Origin of the sequence: Nocardia arthritidis (assembly GCF_011801145.1) — a bacterium.
GTDB lineage: Bacteria > Actinomycetota > Actinomycetes > Mycobacteriales > Mycobacteriaceae > Nocardia > Nocardia arthritidis_A.
Genome location: NZ_CP046172.1, coordinates 2,244,822 through 2,261,589 on the forward strand (window position 1 = coordinate 2,244,822; position 16,768 = coordinate 2,261,589).

Genomic DNA, 16,768 nt, shown 5'->3' on the forward strand with positions numbered 1-16,768 from the left:
AGCGAGCCTGTGGCTACCGGAATTGTCCGCCGGAGACCGATCGGCATCAAGAGGCCGAATGGGACCTCCACGCGACGATGATGAGCTACAACCGTCGACGACGACGTCGAACCGGCAGCGATCGCTGTCGCCGTGGGAGTCTCCGACGTCGCTGAACGTCCTGCGCGGCGTCATCCGACGCCGATCCTGGGTCAGTCGACGCGTCGTCGCGACGCGTCAACGTCGGAGTACAGACGATATCGGGTGATGGCGAGGGCTTGTCGACGTAGGGATCTGGAGGATCCGCGACCGGCTGACTGGCGGTAGGAGCACCGAGTCGGGCGAGAACCGCAGCGCGGTCGCTATCGCGGAGCCTGTGTTCCTCGTCAGCGATACGCTTTCGAAGCTCGGCGGCGAAATCCACGAGACGTTGGTCGATGCCCGGGAACGAGGGGGGTGGAGGGCTCAGGGTCGGGGGTGGCGTCCCAGACGGGATGAGCGCGGCGTGCTCGGTGAGCCAGTTTGCCGCTCCGACTGCTGAGATAAGTTCGGTGGTAGTGGACGCGTCGTCGGTGAGCGCCAATGTCTCAAGTTTCACCGCGCCGGTCGCGATGGCTGCGTCTGTGCGTCGGTTTGCTGTTTCGCGGGCGACCCATCGTTGAGCGCGGTCAGCCAACAGAGAGGCGGGGTCGCGGGTCCCCAACAGGGCGGTACCGAAGTCGGTGAAGTCGTCGGTGGTGATCGAACCGATCAACGTGTTGCTGTTCAGGCCGGTGGCCTCTGCGCGAGTGATCGCGTCTAGCAAGGCGGCGAAATGCCGGGAGCAGGCGGCTTCCCGGTACACCACCACAGGCAGGGCCCGGTATAGCAGGTACCGTCCGCGCTCGTCGGACAGCTGCTTGATGTAGTGCTCATGGTCGCGGCGCAGCCGGTTGAGACGCTGGATGCGCATCCGCCGGGTGAAGTTGTCCCGATCGGACTCGGGATCGGGAGCGTCGGGGGTACCCACTGTCGCAGCCGGTCCGGGGCTGCCGGTGAGGCGGCGTCGGAGTTCGTCGGCCAGATCGGCGAGTTCGGTGTCGACGCCGGGATGACGGCTGGGTACGGGTGGGCAGCCGGTCACGGGAGCGTCACGCAGCGCCCTGAACCGACCGGATTGCGCCAGCACTTCGCGGCGATTGATGGCCGCAGCGGCAGCAAACAGCGTCGGGTCGTCGGAGGTGTCCGCGGTCAACGTGTCCGTCGAGGTGGACACAGCTGCGGTCGCGGGGGTGAGGTGCTGCGCGATCCAGTCGTCGGCGCGAGCACACAGCACGGCTGCCACATCGCGGGCGGTGGCCAGGCTGTCGCCGAGGTCCTGGCCGTTGTTGGTGGTGATGTCGGCGACGAGGGCACGGCTGTCGAGTCGATGCTGATCGGCGAGCGCGATCGTGTCGAGCAGGGTTTGGAATCGGTCGGAGGTCTCGGCGTCGCGATAGAGCACGACAGGCAGCGCCCGGTCGAGCAGCCGACGGCTGCGTGCGTCGGCGAGTAGCTGGGTGATGTGGTCGTAGATGCCGCGCAGCCGCGCCGGGTCGTCGATGCGGTCTTGTTCGAGTCGCATGGTTTCGGTGGCGGTGAGATTGTCGTCCTCGCGAGCCAGGACCTTCGCGAACATTTGTTGTCCGGTGATCGGGTCTTCGGGCTGCTGCTCGCAGGTTGGGTCGAGGGCGTCGATTGCCTGGTAGATGTGGTTGGATTCCGCGCCGCGGGTGAGCCCGACGTAGGCAAGGGCACGCCCGAGGGTGGCGTTGATCAACAGGCGACACCGGTCGACGGTGCTGCCTTGGCTGCGATGCACGGTGGACGCGTAGCCGAGCTCGACGTTGGCGGCTGTGTAGTCCGCCGTTAGACGGACACTGCCGCGGTGATTGACACCGAGAACGGTGATCGACCCGTCGCCGTGCACCTTCCGGATGCGCCACAGGTCGCCGTTGTCGATACCGCTGCCGCGGCGTTTGCCGCCGGTGATCCGCAACCGGTTGTCGTTGAGACGAGTCACGACGACGTCGCCGACATAACCGGCAGCGCTGTCGGACATCCGCACCGAGCCGCGCGTTATGTCGACACGTCCGGACATGGTGTGCGCCGCTTGGGCGGCGAGGTTCAAGGCGGCCACGTCATCGAGCGTGGCGGCGAGCATCAACGAGGATTTGCCAGCGGCGATGTCGGCGAGATGATCGGTCAGGATGCGCTCACGCAGCTCGTCGACCATCCCGGAGGTGACCCGTCCGGCATCGCTGTAGAACTCCCACGCCGCTTCCGTGTCGCCGGCACGGACCGCCAATGTGGCCGCGGCCTCAGCAGCGGACTTGAATCGGACGATCGTCATCAGCGTCGGTGCGCGGGTGTCGGCGGCAACGAGACGCAGTGCGCCACCGGACTCGACGGCCGACAGCTGGTGCGGGTCGCCGACCCATCGCACGACCGCGCCGTGCTGGTGGGCGAGGCGTTGCAGCTGGTCGAGGTCGTGGGTGGCCGCCATCGCGGCTTCGTCCACAAGCAGCATCGCGCCCGGGGTGATGCCGGTGGGCAACCTGTACTTGGCCAAGGTCAGGATCCGGGCGACGGTGGAGCCGCGCACGCCGATGCTGTTGCCGAGTTCACGGGCCGCGTTCTTCGACGGACCCAGCGCCAGCACGGACCTTCCGCTGGCTTGCCACGCGCGGGAGACGACCTTCATCGCGGTGGTCTTGCCGCTGCCGGCGGGGCCGATGGCGGCGGTCAACGCCATCCCTGACGTGCAGAGATGATGCGCGATCGCGCGCTGCGCGGCGTTGAGCCGGCGACGCCGCCGAGGTTGGGACCGTTCGACTTCGGCGATGGCCTCGTCGACCGCGGCGTGGGACAGGTAATACTCGGTGGCGGTGTTGGCCGCGTCCAGCAGACGGCGTTCGGCGGCGAGGACTTCTTCGCTGGTGTAGCGGATCGCTCCGGTGACGGTGAATTCGCTTTCCCCGTTGCGCCGCGCGATGGCCGCGGGCACCGGGTCCGGGTCGACGGTCAATTGGATGCTGTGTCCGTCACGTACGGTCTGCACGATTTCCTCGACGGCGGCGCGTTGCGCGATGTCGCTGTCGAAATCACACAGACCGACGCGTTCGTCGGCGGCGGAATAGATGTTGGCCTCGGTCCAGGTCGCCCGACGTCGCGCGATCGTGGCCGTGACTTCTTCGGCGATTCGTTTCGGGTCGTATGTTCTGCGTTGGGTGGCGGTGAATGCGTCGTCGATGTCGGCGAGCAACTCGTCATCGTCGCGTGACAGCAGCAGTTCCCGAACCTGCGCGATGGCCGGGGCGCGGTCGCCGATGCGCAGCGCGATGCATTCGTCCACGGCGCGCTCGATCGCGGCGGCCAGGTGTGTGTCGTCGGATCGCGCAACTACGGATGCGCCGCCGACGGCCACGCCCGCGGCGATAGCGACTCGGCGGGCGTCGAACGTGGCCGGATGCTCATTGAGCCGGTGTTGTTCGAGGAGATCGGTGACGAACCGTCGTGCGTCGCGGCCGTCGCCGAGGAAACCGCGGACCCGGCGATCCCAACCGGCCATCATGTCGCGCAGGCTGTGTGGTTCGGCTTTGGCGTCCCGGGTTTCCAGCGTCGCCTGTTGCGCCAACTTGGCCTGGGCGCGCTTGTCGGGATTGTGGCCGTGTGCTCGCCGGTACGCGGCGAGGAGTTGTTCGGTGCGGGCGATGATCGCGGTGCGGCGCTGGGAGAAGAACTCGATCATTGCATCGGAGATGCCGACGATCTCGAGCACCGGTTGCTTGCCGCGGCCACGGGAGCGTTCCTGGAACCGCAACCCCAGACGGCGCCACAGCTTGCCGACGATCATCGCGTTGTAGCGGCATGATAACGCCACCGCGCCGCCGTAGAGAGGCCGGGCGTCCAGCGAGGACCATTTGCCGTCGCTGCCCTGGACCTTGGTAGAGATGGTCGCGTGCGTGTGCGGTAACGGGTCACCCGTGCGCGAGTCGTAGTGACGGAACAATGCGACAGCGAACCCGTTCGCGTCGATCTGCCGAACGCCGTTGTGGCCACGGCGCGTGACCGCGTACCGCTGCTCGGCCCACTCCAGGGTCTCGCGCATCGCTTCCTCGTGGCATTCCCAAATGACGCGGCGCACCTCGTCGTCGGCCAAGCCCCACAGGATCGCGATCGATTTTTGCGGGGTGAAGACGCAGTCGAAGCCGGCGACGGCCTTACGCGACTTCACTTGCTCCTGGGCGAGCGCGTCCTCGATGGCCTCGGTTGACGGGTCGGTGCCGAGTTCGGCGGTCAGGTGCGTGCGGGTGGCCTCGGTGCGCAGCATCATCCGCTCGTCGTAGGTCGGTCGCCGCTCGTTCTTCTCGGTGAACGCGACCACCATCCGATCCAGCAATTCCGATATCGGCGTTGAAGAGGAGAATTGATAGAAATTCGTACCCAAACTGGCGTCGGCGATCGCGTCGGCTATCGACTTTCCGTCGGCCAATGCCTCCGTGATGATGCGATTCGCGTCCGGGTGCATTCCCTCGCCGAACAACAATTGCATCTGCTGTTCGGTCACCTCGCCCGATAAACCCAGCGCGGCTGCGCCGCGCCCGAACCACTGGCCCGGTGGGCACCCGTACGCGGTGTAGTAATCGGTGAGGTCACGAGTTCGATCCCGCGTACGGTCGCCCGTAGCGACCTGCTGGGTCAAGTACTCGTAGCCGTCACCGGAATGCAGTCGGTGAAGTGTCATCACCTATTCGAAAGTCCCCCAAGTCGCATCGCGATGCAAGGGGTGTGACGCGTTTAAAAAGAAAGCCCATATGGGATGTAATGGGATGTAATGGCGCGAGCAAGAATGGTGTTCAGAAGGGGGTGTTGGGAGAGCTACATTGAAATTCTGGGGAAACAGAATGAGAACGACCACGTCCGGCCGGACCCGAAACCGGGGCGACCGGCGGGCCGAGAACACCGGGAAGCGAAGGACGACATGGACAGCCAGCAGCCACCCAAGCGTTCGACGTCAGGACGGACGATTGCGCGCCGCATCACCGCGCAGGCGGTGCGGCATCAGCTCGAGATCGCAAAGGCCAACGGTGACGATCTGTATCTGTTCCGCCGCCACTGCGACGCCCAGAGGCGGGCAGCCCGGCGTCGCGACGCCGCCATCGCCGCCGCGACGAGTCGATACGAGATAGCCGTAGCGGAAGCGAAAGACGCCTACGAGAAGGTGGTAGCCGCTGCGCTGCCGCAGCAGAGCGACGCGCTGCGTCGGATGAAACAACGAGGCGTGAGCGACGCCGACCTCGGCACGTGGGCCGAGATGCCGGTCGGCGAAGTGCGCAAGCTGCTCGGCAGCAGCCGAAACGCAGTGTCGACAGGGAAGTCGGGGCGAGCGCGTCCAAGCCCGGCGCGCGATGACAACCAGAAACCATTGGTGTCGGGGAGAGACGACGTGGCGGGATTACCGGAGCTTGGAGGGAAGCAACCGCCGCAGGACCGAAGCGTGGACGATCCGCGCGGCGAGGCGCGAACGCCAGGCGCCGTGCTTGACGGCGAAGACGAAGTGCCCAGTCAGCCACAGAGCGATTCCAGTCAGCAGCCAGCCGGCATGCGCGGCGGGCGCACGGTTGGGAAGCAGGATCAGCGTGAGGACGGAGTCGAGCATCAAGAGGATTCCGGCGATCCGGGCGAGGGTGGGAAATAGGGACCAGAAGATCAGAAAGCCTGAAACGGCGATGACAGTCAACCAGATCAGTGCCATGGCTGAGCCTCTCTTTGTGCGGACGGGGCCGACGGGAATGTGATGGATCGCGAGCGTCGCTGTGGCTCGGCGTGGACTCCGGGGGCCGTGTCGGCGGGTCACCGCGCACCTGCTTGGGCAGGCGGGTGAGTCGAGTGTCGACACGGCCCTCGCAATCCGCGCCGGGGTGCGGCGGTTGGCCGCGGTCAGACACCGTGCTGCTCGCTGGAGGTGGCGACGTCGCCGTTGCGGGGCGAGGGTTGTGTATTCGGCAGGCTCCATTCGTAGGAGCTGCCGGGGCGGGGTGCGACGCGCGGCATGCTGGTGGTGGCCAGTCGCTCGCGGCGCACGTCGTTGAGCTGTTCGGACTCGCGGTCGAGACAGTCGTCCACGGTCACGGTCAGATCGTGGACGACTGTCTCGAGAGCGCGACAGCGGTCCGAGAGTTGGGCGACCAGAGCGCGTAGCCGAGAATTCTCGGCCTCCAGGTCAGCTCGTAGGAGTGGCTCGGACATGGCGCACGCATCCGTGTGTGCACCCGACTCAGTCGGGCAGCGGGGTTACCGGTCGACGGTGATAGTGCTCGAATTGAGCCCGCCGGAAATCGGCAGCAGCGACACGGACACCACGATCAGCCAATCCCGCGACGTAACGGTCTAGACGGCCGTGGGCCGCGGCGTGATCGTGAGCCGAGGTGCTGCGGGCGATTTCTTCCATCAGCTGATGCGCGCGCCGGTCGATCGTGGGGTAGCGAGTGGCCCAGGAACCCTCCATGCGTTCCCACTGGTCCGGGTCGTAGGTGAGGTCACCGACCCACCCGTCGATGTGGGCGGTCGCAGTTACAACAGTCATCGTTTTGCCTTTCAGGACGGGGGAATGGAAACAAGACCGTCTGTCCCGGTCCCGCGATACGGGACCGGGACAGACGATGGGAGATGAGGGTCAGAACGGCGGCTTGTCGTCGTCGCTCTCGGGGGCCGACTGTTCGCCCGCGCCGACCGAGACCGGGGTCTGGTCGGCAGCAGCGCCCCAAGGGTCGTCGATCGGTTCGCCGATCACGGTGGCGGCGCGCGACGCCTTGGTGACCACCGCCGTCGCGTACTGCAACGACGGTCCGAGGACATCGACGGTCATCTCCATGACGGTGCGCTTCTCGCCCGTGTCCTTAACGGTGTAGCTGGACTGCTTCAACCGCCCGTACGCGATGACAGTCATGCCGCGGGTGAGGCTGTCGGAGATGTGTTCGGCCAGCGGACCCCACGCGGTGCAGCGCATGAACACCACGGGCAGGTCCTTGTACCGTTCGGCGTCCTTGTCGTAGTAGCGGTCGTTGCACGCGACGGTGAAGTGAACGCCTGCTTCGCCCTTTTTGCTGAAGAACAGTTCCGGGTCGGCGGTCAGGTTGCCGATGACGGTGGGAGTAATTGCTCCGAACATGGTGAGTCTCCTTGGGTGAAATTGAATTGATAGGACGACCGACCCACCCCGGCCCCCCGCCAGCTCGAAAGTGAGAAGAGCTGGATCGGTGCCGTGGGGCTGTCGATCTATGGCTCCGCCATCGGGCTGCGGCAAGGGCGTCAAGCCTGGGGCGCTTTTCCACAGGCTTGACGCCCTTGCCACGGCCTGATCCCCTTGGGGTAGATCGACAGCCCCTGTCACCGATGCCGTCGACCCATCGGACCTCCATGCACCGACCCGACAACGCCCGCAAGGCTTTCCAACGAGGTCGGATGCTGGGAATCGCCTCAGAAGGCACCCGGTGAACGTTGAGTGTGATTCGGAACGATGGGGTGCTGCTGATGAAGGCCGCCGTGGCGTGCGATGAGCAGATCGTCGTGTAGGCCGGTCTACGCCGCCAGTGGTAGCGAGCGGCGTGGTGCTGGGTTTGCGACTGGCTCCGGGCATCATGGTCGGCTCTCACCTGCAAGGGAGGACCACCAGTTGCCGACGAGCCCGCGTGCGGTCCAATCCGCGAGGTGGTCGTGTGCGCAATCGCGGTGCGAGGCGACCGCCGCCATCCGCTCGATGGGATAGCAGCGCGAATGCGTCGAGCACCCTTGGGGCCAGCCGGGTACGTCCTCATCGAGCACGATGACGTTTGTCGGGATCAGCCCGTCGCTGGCGAGCGGCGCGAGCAGGGTCGCCTCGGCGTCAGGGTCACCGAGCGCAGCGGTGGGCAGCAGCGCGAAGTGCCAGCGCCGGTCAGGAGACAGGACAGCGACCCGGATCGGAGTGTCCAGTAGCGCGGCGGCGGCTTGCACGGCGGCCACGGCGGTGTAGCCGTAGCAGAAGATCTCGAGCGGGGTGCCATCGAGACGGGAGTAGACGGCGGCGCACCAATCAGTGTTGGCGGCCATGTCGTCGTCGAGCACCAGGCCGTCGCCGTTGCACACGAGCATCTCGAGCGGAATACCGTGGGTTTCGCCGACGGGAAGGTAAATGTTCACGTGGCCTACGACGCGGATCTCGGCGTAGTAGCCGAGCTCGGCTAGAGCGATCAACTCCGGTGCGTAGCGCAACTGTGCTTGGGCGATGAGGGCGTCGAAATTGGTGGAGGACAACGCCTTCTCCCCTCGGGAGTGCGGGTGCGGGAAGTGAAGGGCGGGCCTATGGCTCCTGTCCGATCGCTGTTCGATGGGGCGCATGAGGACCACAAGCAGGTTTCTCCACGTCAGATGGTGGGGACTTCCTGACTAGATGCCGGTAGGCGTTTGAGCTGGCTCGGAAGGGAAACGCGCTGCTGGTGATGGGCGACATCCGCTGGTGATGAGAAGGTCGTCGCAGGCCGGTCCTACGCCGCCAGCGGTTGGGAGCGGGTCGGTGCCGCTGTGCGGTCGTGGGGAGTCGGGGCGGAGGGCCAGCGGTCGAGTTCTTCGCCGGTGACTGCTTCGACGAGGGCAGAGATGAGGATCTCGGCCACCGGAGGGGTGACGGCGTTACCGAGCTGCCGCACGCGCTCGCGTTTGGTGCCCAGGACCACATAGCTGGAGCCGAATGCCATGGCGCTGCTTATTTCCTGGGGCTCCAACATGCGGAAACGGACATCGGCGATGTCGAGTTCGGCGACGCTGTCGACAAGAGCGAAATGACCGCGGGTGGGTACCGTGCACATCGGGTCGGTGATCGGCCTGGCGGCGCAGCGGCCGTAGTACGGCAGGAGCATCGAATCCCACTGGGTGCCGAAGGCATTGACGGCGGGGGTGACGAGGCCGTGATGGTTGCCGCTGGCGGTGATGGTGGCCAGCGCCTCAGTGACCGGTCGCGCATCGGAGGATCCGCCGCGGAGTTCGGCGATGAACGGCCAGAACGCGACGGCGGTTTCCGCGCGGGTGGTCTGCGTGCGCATCGGGAATGTCGCGGGCACGGCGTCCTTGCCGTCGCGGCCTTCGGTCGGCACCAGCAGCGGCGGCACGACCAACGCATGGTTGGATCCGTCGGCGACGACGGTGGCCAGCGGCTCGTCCAGACCGATGGTGCGGGGGCGATCCGAGCGCAGCAGCGCCAGGAACGGGGCCGGCACCGCGAGCCCGTCGTTCTCCCTGGTGGTGCGCGCGCTCATCGGGGAGGTGATCGGCATCGCCTGATCACGCCAGGTTCCGCCTGCGGGAACCATCATCGGCATCACCGTGGCGTAACGGCGCAATCCGACCTGGATCCGTTCCATCGTCTTGTCCGCCAAGGGTTTCGCCCGATCACCGATGCGAGTTCCTTCCAGGCTCCAATCGATCGCCGCTGCCGCCGGGAGCGCGGGCGGTTCCAGGATGGTGTTGCGACACCGAACATGTGGGCAGCGGTAGAGATACTGTTGCCGGTATCGGCCCATATCGGCGTTCGGTTGTTTGAACACCTGGAGTGCCTGCACCCATTCGTCGCAGCCAGTGCAGTACGCCAAAGGGCGTAACCACTTGTCCCAGTCGGGTTCACGGCCCAATGTGGTATCCCAATAGGCAAGATATAGGCGGTCACGGCTTTGCGGTGCCGGTGGCGTGAGGACCGGCTGGGCGTGCATGGAATTCATCGCGATGAGCTTGGTTTTGTAGCCCAGGGCTCGGATTTCGGTGACCCAGCGAGTCCATTGGTCCCACGCACGGACCTCGATGACGTTCTCCACTATTCCTGCGCGGACTCTGCCGCCGCGGTCGATGACACCGCGCAGGTACTGAGGGACCTCTTCCATGAGGGCGCGGGAGCGTTCGGCGGCCTCGTCGCGGGGGAGCTCGAGCAGGTCGACTTGCAGGGTGTTGTGAAAGTCGCGGCGTGCACCGCGCGCGGAGGACCATTGCGGGCACTCCGGAGACGCCCACAGAAGGTCGGCGACCGGCCACCGGTGCACCGGCGCGGTGCGGATGTCACCGAGATAATGGTCGGTAGCTGGAAAATTTCTGGAATGGGACTCAATTGCCAGATCCCAATGATTCGCGGCGCGAGCAACTCGAACACCCGGAACAGCATGAGCGCCTTGGCTGGAGCCGCCGGCGCCACAGAACCAATCCATTAACTCAAGCATGGTTGCACCTCTTCGGAATGCAAGGAAGGCGACAGGTGACCCGCACCGTAAAGACGCAGAAGCGCGCCGACCGGCCGAAGCCGGTCGGCGGACTCGTGGTCATCGACTCGGTGTGCGACTTGATTGTCGGGAATAAGCTATGCAGACAGAAGGTGACCCGTTGTGGTCTGCCGGGACGGTGGGATCAATTCTCGGTGTTAAATGCGCCGCCGGATGCTCGCCGCAATTGCTCGTCGAGCGTGCCATCCACGAGGTTGGCGATGAATCCGCCATCGAGGTATACGCACACGGTGAAGCGGTCCGAGCCTCCGAGTACTCCGTCCATCTCGTTGTTGGACGCCGCGACGTCATACCCGTTGGGTAGGCGTGCCCAGAATGCGTAAGTGTCCGCTCCGAGATAGACACACTCGCATGTGCCGGTGACGGCGTAACGCCCGACCGTTCGGAACTGTTCGGGGTACCGGGACGTGAAATATTCGACCGCTTCGGTCGGATTATGAGGATGGAGCGAGCGACGGAGTTGCTTGGCTCGGCGCACGGTGAACGTGAATTGGAAGATAGCGAGAACGCAGAGGAGGGCTGGAATGGTTATCAGCACGATCGTTGCGGCATCGTTCATCGCTCAGGCGCCTTTCAGTGTGTTGTGCTCCTCCACGCCACGAGGACGGAGATCAATTCGCCGATTTGATCGGCAGAAAGGTCGGCGGCCATGTAATCGCCGTCGTGTCGGCGTTCAGCGGAAAACGCCGACCACCATCTCCGTAGTCGATCACATGCAAGCAGTGATCTCCCTCATCTGCGGCGGAATATATTTCAAGATGAACGGAAATATTCAGCTCCTTTGATCGTCGACTGTGTCATGCCAACGCCATGGCTTCGACGGCCAGGTCGTCGAGGGCGTCAGCCCGGGTGGGATCGGCCAGTGTTTGGGAGAAGCTGGTAATTGCGTTGGCGATCCCAGCGGCGTTGAGCTGTCCACCCGCAATAAAATGGCTGAGAATTCCGGAGCGTTCCGCTTCGGAGAAACGCATTTGTTTGGCGATGACGGTGATCGTCTTGTCCGGTTCGGTCACCGGAGTCGTCGCGGTGGTATCCAGAAGCTCGATCTGTTCGGCGAGGAACTCCGGCGAGAGCCAATGTCGGACCGTATCGCGGGTTTTGGCCGTCACGACGGCCAACTGTTTGTCATAGGTGTCCTGGGACCAGGCAACGGCACCGGCCTTGAGTCGGCTTCCGAGATGGACGTCGCGGACGGCCAGCATCGGCAGCGTTAGCCCATTACCGCAAACCTGTACGTAGAGTTCAGGTTTCAGCACGACAGCGCCATGGCCAGTCTCGGAGTTGGAGAAGCGGAAGCCGGCGAACATCACCGGCAGGCCGGGATCCCTGGGCAGCGGGGCGGCGGGCGTGGGTAGGCCGGGTGGAGTGGTGACACTGGTGCGGTCGCTCGCGAGTTGTGGCGTGGCGAACGGGTTGCGGTAGTTAGCGAGCAAGGCCGGAGCCAACTGGGCGACGGCGGGTGAATAGACCTTGACGTGCATGGAGGAGTCGGTCAGGTCGCAGGAGCGGATGGTGACCGGGGTGCCTGCCTGGTTGATGCCGTCGAGTACGGCAGTCAGCACATCGAAGTTGTCGCAGATACCGAAGCGGTCCGATAACACTGCCCGCAGCACCCCCGGTCCGCCGGGATCACCGCGGAATGTCCGCAGGAGGAATTTCCGCTGGTCGGATTCGTGACGGCTGTCGGAGCCGGGGACACGGCCGTGGATTTTGCCGTTGACATTCACATCGAACAGGTCCAAGCGGCCGGTGTCGCGCAGCTGGCGCAGGTACCGGCGAGATATATCGAGTTTCTCGGCGATGTCGCCGTCGGCGGAGGCGGTCGGCAGGTACCGGCCGTCGACCGGGGTGACACCGGCCTCGTCGATGACAGGATCGGCTCCGGTCAGTTCGATGAATCCGTCACGGCAGGTCAACGCGGTGACGGGGGCGACAACGTCGAGTTTGGCGGTCTGCTGGGTTTGCAGCAGCGCGACCATGTCGTCGAGAGCGGCGTTGCGGACGCCGGTAAGTACGGACACGAGAAACCATCTCCAATCGGGAAAGGCGGAAAGGGCGGTTCGCCGGTGTGACCAGGCGGGCACACCGGCGAACACGGGATCAACGGAGTGTTGATAGCGGGGTGCTTTTAGAGGTCGGTCTCGATGGAGTCCGGATCGAGCTCGCCGAGTCCGGCAAGTTCGATGGCGACCAGCGGGTAGCCGCGCGCGGCGAGAAAGCGTAGATAGAACGCCACGTTCTCGTGGTTATCCCGCCCGGACGCGACCTCACGCATCCGCCACAGATCCTTGGTGATCAGCCGTTCATAGCCTGCGAGAACAAGGACGTAGACATAGACGTCGGCCCGGCCCCGGGTCGCCTCGGGCAACGACGCGGCAGCGTCTTCGGTGTTGGCGAATCCCAGCAGCCGCAGCGCCATGTCAGCGGCACCGAACCGGCTCAACAGCTCCGGATCACGCAGCAGCGACGCGGCGACGAACTGGGCCTCGTCCTTGGTGAGGGTCTTGCGCGGCACGATGTGCTCGACCAGCCAATCGCGCCGGGCGGCATTGACCGCCTTGGCCTGGTCGCAGAGCCTCTCGATCCGCGCGGCTGCCTGCCGCTCGGCTTCACGGCGCTCGGCCGCCAACCGCGTCGCCTCCGCACGGGCAGCCTCTACCCTCGCGGTCTGTTCGGCGGCCAGACGCTCGGCCTCGATACGAGCCGCCGCGCGAGACTGAGCTTCGTGCGGATCCTCTGTCTTGGCGGTGTCGTCAGCAGGATCGTCGACGGCGTTGACGCCGGAGGTCACGGGTGCCGTGGCGGAGGCAGCCGCTTCGACAGCCTCGGAGTGGTCATCTGGGTTGTCGTCTCCGGTCGGAGGTTCTGGGTCGGGCCCGGAGAGCTCGATGTCATCGTCCAGGGGCGCGGGCATGACGCCAGCGGTGGTCATGTCGTCGGGCCGGATGTACCACCACGGCCGCCACGGTGACAGCTTGATGGTGTCGGCGTGGCGCAGTCCATCGGCGGCCTGGGCGGTGCGGTCTTCCTCGGTGTCCCAGTCCACGGTGTCAGGATCGACCGGTACGCCGGTCTCAGCGTCGGTGATGTCGAGTTCGTCGTCGAGGTGTTCGAGGTAGACCGCCCATAACGCGGCGTGTTGCCGGGTGGCGGCGGGGGTGACTTGCAGGCCGTCGAGGGTGCGAACGTCGTCGATCGGCACGTAGCTGTCGGCTGCCTGCGAGAAATCGTCCTCGCGCAGGACGCGATAACCCTGTTCGGTGTAGCCGAATGCCTCAGCCTGGTGGGCGAGAGCCTGGTCACGCTCGTCGCGCAACAACTGCGCGGTCCAGTTGAAATCGCGGGCGTCGGTCTGTTCCAAGCGCGCTACGGCCTCGGTGTCACCGGCATTCTCGAATTCCGCGATCACCTCGAGCTGGGCGAGGTCCAATGAGCCTTCGTCGAGCAACCGTCGGGCCGTCGGCGATTTACCGATCAGGGCCGTGGTTTTTACGACGTCCTTCTTCATCTGAGTCGCCTTGGACACCTTGGTGACCGGCATGCCCAGATCCAGCATCAGCGCCACCGCCGCAGCGTGGTCGCTCTTCGGCAAGGCGACACGGCGGTAGGTGCCGAGTTGCTTGGTGATCCGCGTAAGCGCCCGGGTTTTGTCATCGAGGTCGGGGGCGCGGCGAACCCAACCTGGTATAGCCTCCAGACCCGCCTTGCGCGCAGCCAGTACACGCAATTGGCCATCGACGACGCTGATACTGCCCTCGGGAGTGAGTTCGGCGATGATCGGAATGGAGACGCCCTGTTCGCGAACTGCGGCCAGAAGTTCGACTAGCTCGGGATCGGATTCGAAGGTGTCGTCGAACGTTCGACGGACGTTGTCGTCCACCACCAGGATGCGGGGGTCCAGCGACGGTGGCTGGACCAGGAGTTGTTCGAGAGCGTCAGTGGATTCGGAGACTGGTGCGGATTCGGCGATGTCTATCGACATGGTTGTCTCCCTTGATGTTTCAAAGGTTGCCGGGGATCGACGCGCGGATTCAGCCGGGCGTTGCAGTTGTGTATTGCTGTGCGCAGGCGCGCGGATGCGGGGGCCTACGGTTCGTGGAAGCCGGTCTCGTAGCCCTCGCCCACACAACGCAGGCAGGCCAGGTGACCTTTTTCGCCGTCGCAGTTGAGACACCGAACAAGATGGAAGTTGCACTCCGCGGAGGCGAACGGTCCCGCGAGCCAGCTGTCTGGGTTTTGGTCGAGCCAGATGTCATCGCCACAATGGCGGCACACGCGTCGCTGGTCGGATGCCATATCAGCCCTCGATGGGAATAGGCGCACGTGCTGTGGCTGCGGGTGGGTGAAGGGTGTGACCGACCTGCCGGTGTGCCGCAGCGTCGTGAGCGAAAGGCAGTGAGAATCGTGTCCGACTGCTACGAGGCTGGGTCAGGAGTCGCCGTAGTGCGTGTCGGGGCCGTTGTTGACGGACACGACCAGCGGCAACGCACTGGCCGGGATGCCGTCGTCCTCGACGTGAACGAACGTGTCCGAGCCGCGCCGACGGATGTGAACACAGACCCCGGCGAACTCGAAGACGTACATGTCAGTGCGATCGCCGTATTCGGGTTGGGCGTCGAAGACCTGAATGCGCGCGAGACCGAGCCGATGAATATCCGGGATTCCAGGAGAACCCTCGGTGATGGTGTAGGTGACTGTCATAACTGACCCTGCTGCGGTCGTGACGGATGGATGGCGGAGACGAGCGGGGGTGTCGAGCCGCCGGGCAGCGCCGCAAATTCGATACGCCGGTTCTCAAGTTGTGAAACGATGCGGCGGTTCGTCGGCCGAAAGGGCGGGACTTGCGTGACGGACGAGGCTCAGCTGATACGGCGTGGGCGGAGTGCCCCGTAGGCGAGCCCGTCGTCGATGGTCCGTGCGGCCTCGGCTTCGGTGAATCCGTCGTACCCGATGTGGTGGCGGGCGGCCTCGTGCAGGATCGCGCGCGCCTCGTATTCATCGAGTTCTCCGCCGCCGACGAGCCGTCCCAGAGCCCCTGCGGCACTCAGCAGTGTCAGATGGCGTTGGCCGGTGGATGCGGAGGTGACCGCGTCCACCTCGCTTCGGAGAACTTTCGAGATGTAGGCGTGGGCGCGATAGTCGGGTAATACCAAGGGATGTCGCGGCGGTCTCGGCAGCGGCGTGAGTGCGTCGGCCAGCCAGTCGGGCAGATCCGCGACCGGTGTGCGGCGAACGATCCGATACACGTCGCCGGATCGGCGAGACCCGGGCGCGACGACATAGCCGCCGACGCCACGGGTATCCACACGCCATCCCAACCTGGCGGTGCTGTTGCCGAGATCGGCGCGCGGTGGCGGCCGGAAGTAGAGATGCCATCCGGCGGGGGTGCGAACGGTAAGAGTCTGCGAGGGAACCGGCCTGCCCGCTGCCTCGGCCAGGCGTGTCAGCACATCGCGTCCGTCGACGGCACCGGACCATTGCGGAGGCGGGTCGACGTCGGCACCCGCGTCGAGGTCGAGGACCAGCAGTCGGCTGGGACCGCAGGCGATGCCGATGTTGAACGGCACCGTGCGCCAGAATCGGCGGATGTCGGCGTGGTCTCGGGTGGCCGCGTCCTGCCAGTCTTTGATGGCCGGGCGCTTATCGCCTGGACGCAACGGAAACACATAGTTCCCGGCTGCCGCTGCGGCCAGCGCCATGTGCATCATCGGCGCGACCCGTTCACTGAAGGGGGCACCCGGGGCGATGCGGGCCAATTGCACGGCGACCGCGTCCGCCCACTGTTCGACGGTCATGATCGGGGGTCCGTCGGCTGGCGATCGTCCGGCGGATCGGTGGGGTCGTATCGGCCGGGTTCCCAGTCCTCGACGTCACTCCCGCATACCGCACATTCGGGATAGGCGGTGCCGTCGGCCGTAACTTCCACATGGTGGCGATGTGTGCGGTAGACGCAGCTACAGCCGGGTTCGGCGTAGCAAGCGCGTTCGCCGCCGTCAGGATGATTATGGACCCATTCCCGGGCCGCGACGTCCTGCTCGTCGAGGATCGGGCAGTCCTGCAACGCGGCGATGATGCGGTCGAGCTCACGCAACGCGGCGGCGTCGTCGGCGAGGACGGTCAGGGTGTGGATCTGTCCACCCGGCCACAGATCGATGCGATAGTCGGTGCCGAACGGTGAGACAGCGTCGATATATTGTTGCGCTAGTTCGTAATTGGATTCCTGAATCGCGGTGTCGCCGCGGGCGTTGACCGACAAGGGCGTGGTCAGCCAGATCCAGTCCTGCCGATCGCTTCGGCGTGCCCACCAGATGTTGTCGCATTCGCGGCTGTGGGTTTGAAGGTCGTTCACGAGCGGAATCACTGCGGCGATTCGGTCGGCACGGCGCTTACGTGCTCCCGGCATAAGATTTCTCCTTTCCTACGAGCAGGGCGTTCGCCATCCCAGCGGTGCCCAACTGAAGGTTCCG

At 65.2% G+C, this 16,768-nt stretch carries 13 protein-coding genes; 1 reads left to right on the top strand and 12 read right to left on the bottom strand.

Annotation, left to right across the window (positions count from 1 at the left end; all coding sequences use genetic code 11):
• Window positions 1–85 precede the first annotated feature (85 nt).
• Window positions 86–4,744 carry a MobF family relaxase gene (gene mobF, locus F5544_RS09965; protein ID WP_167472932.1) on the bottom strand — a complete coding sequence of 1,553 codons (4,659 nt, stop codon included), beginning with the start codon at window positions 4,742–4,744 and terminating at the stop codon, window positions 86–88.
• A 237-nt stretch (window positions 4,745–4,981) separates the two neighbouring features.
• On the opposite strand from mobF, the gene F5544_RS09970 reads away from it, so the two are divergent.
• Window positions 4,982–5,698, top strand: a complete 717-nt coding sequence (locus tag F5544_RS09970) for a hypothetical protein (protein WP_167472933.1) — start codon at window positions 4,982–4,984, stop codon at window positions 5,696–5,698.
• A 242-nt stretch (window positions 5,699–5,940) separates the two neighbouring features.
• On the opposite strand, the gene F5544_RS09975 is transcribed toward F5544_RS09970, so the two are convergent.
• From F5544_RS09975 to F5544_RS10025, 11 genes are all read right to left on the bottom strand, one after another.
• Window positions 5,941–6,132, bottom strand: coding sequence for a hypothetical protein (locus tag F5544_RS09975; RefSeq protein ID WP_167472934.1), 192 nt, complete (start codon window positions 6,130–6,132; stop codon window positions 5,941–5,943).
• Between the two features lie 145 nt (window positions 6,133–6,277).
• The gene (locus tag F5544_RS09980) at window positions 6,278–6,586 is read right to left on the bottom strand and encodes a hypothetical protein (protein ID WP_167472935.1); all 309 of its coding nucleotides are present in this window, start codon (window positions 6,584–6,586) and stop codon (window positions 6,278–6,280) included.
• Window positions 6,587–6,676: 90 nt separating this feature from the next.
• Window positions 6,677–7,171 carry a single-stranded DNA-binding protein gene (gene ssb / locus F5544_RS09985; protein WP_167472936.1) on the bottom strand — a complete coding sequence of 165 codons (495 nt, stop codon included), beginning with the start codon at window positions 7,169–7,171 and terminating at the stop codon, window positions 6,677–6,679.
• 467 nt (window positions 7,172–7,638) lie between these two features.
• Window positions 7,639–8,295, bottom strand: a complete 657-nt coding sequence (locus F5544_RS09990) for a hypothetical protein (RefSeq protein ID WP_167472937.1) — start codon at window positions 8,293–8,295, stop codon at window positions 7,639–7,641.
• Between the two features lie 230 nt (window positions 8,296–8,525).
• Window positions 8,526–10,241, bottom strand: a complete 1,716-nt coding sequence (locus F5544_RS09995) for a DNA cytosine methyltransferase (RefSeq protein WP_167472938.1) — start codon at window positions 10,239–10,241, stop codon at window positions 8,526–8,528.
• Window positions 10,242–10,425: 184 nt separating this feature from the next.
• Complete coding sequence (locus F5544_RS10000; protein ID WP_167472939.1) at window positions 10,426–10,860, bottom strand: hypothetical protein; 435 nt, start codon at window positions 10,858–10,860, stop codon at window positions 10,426–10,428.
• Window positions 10,861–11,098: 238 nt separating this feature from the next.
• Window positions 11,099–12,397, bottom strand: coding sequence for a hypothetical protein (locus F5544_RS10005; protein WP_238847179.1), 1,299 nt, complete (start codon window positions 12,395–12,397; stop codon window positions 11,099–11,101).
• Between the two features lie 32 nt (window positions 12,398–12,429).
• Complete coding sequence (locus tag F5544_RS10010) at window positions 12,430–14,283, bottom strand: ParB/RepB/Spo0J family partition protein (protein WP_167472940.1); 1,854 nt, start codon at window positions 14,281–14,283, stop codon at window positions 12,430–12,432.
• A 446-nt stretch (window positions 14,284–14,729) separates the two neighbouring features.
• Complete coding sequence (locus F5544_RS10015; protein WP_167472941.1) at window positions 14,730–15,002, bottom strand: hypothetical protein; 273 nt, start codon at window positions 15,000–15,002, stop codon at window positions 14,730–14,732.
• 158 nt (window positions 15,003–15,160) lie between these two features.
• A complete protein-coding gene (locus tag F5544_RS10020) occupies window positions 15,161–16,096 on the bottom strand; it encodes a bifunctional DNA primase/polymerase (RefSeq protein ID WP_203217515.1) in 936 nt (311 codons plus the stop codon).
• Window positions 16,093–16,704, bottom strand: coding sequence for a hypothetical protein (locus F5544_RS10025; RefSeq protein ID WP_167472942.1), 612 nt, complete (start codon window positions 16,702–16,704; stop codon window positions 16,093–16,095). Before F5544_RS10025 ends, F5544_RS10020 begins: the two co-directional genes overlap by 4 nt.
• Between the last annotated feature and the right edge of the window lie 64 nt (window positions 16,705–16,768).

Excerpts from the sequence above, each read along its gene's own strand:
- ssb (WP_167472936.1), bottom strand. The coding sequence starts at position 7,171 with ATGTTCGGAGCAATTACTCCCACCGTCATCGGCAACCTGACCGCCGAC.
- F5544_RS10020 (WP_203217515.1), bottom strand. The coding sequence starts at position 16,096 with ATGACCGTCGAACAGTGGGCGGACGCGGTCGCCGTGCAATTGGCCCGC.
- F5544_RS09995 (WP_167472938.1), bottom strand. The coding sequence starts at position 10,241 with ATGCTTGAGTTAATGGATTGGTTCTGTGGCGCCGGCGGCTCCAGCCAA.
- F5544_RS09980 (WP_167472935.1), bottom strand. The coding sequence starts at position 6,586 with ATGACTGTTGTAACTGCGACCGCCCACATCGACGGGTGGGTCGGTGAC.
- F5544_RS10010 (WP_167472940.1), bottom strand. The coding sequence starts at position 14,283 with ATGTCGATAGACATCGCCGAATCCGCACCAGTCTCCGAATCCACTGAC.
- F5544_RS10025 (WP_167472942.1), bottom strand. The coding sequence starts at position 16,704 with ATGCCGGGAGCACGTAAGCGCCGTGCCGACCGAATCGCCGCAGTGATT.
- F5544_RS09970 (WP_167472933.1), top strand. The coding sequence starts at position 4,982 with ATGGACAGCCAGCAGCCACCCAAGCGTTCGACGTCAGGACGGACGATT.
- F5544_RS10015 (WP_167472941.1), bottom strand. The coding sequence starts at position 15,002 with ATGACAGTCACCTACACCATCACCGAGGGTTCTCCTGGAATCCCGGAT.
- mobF (WP_167472932.1), bottom strand. The coding sequence starts at position 4,744 with ATGACACTTCACCGACTGCATTCCGGTGACGGCTACGAGTACTTGACC.
- F5544_RS10000 (WP_167472939.1), bottom strand. The coding sequence starts at position 10,860 with ATGAACGATGCCGCAACGATCGTGCTGATAACCATTCCAGCCCTCCTC.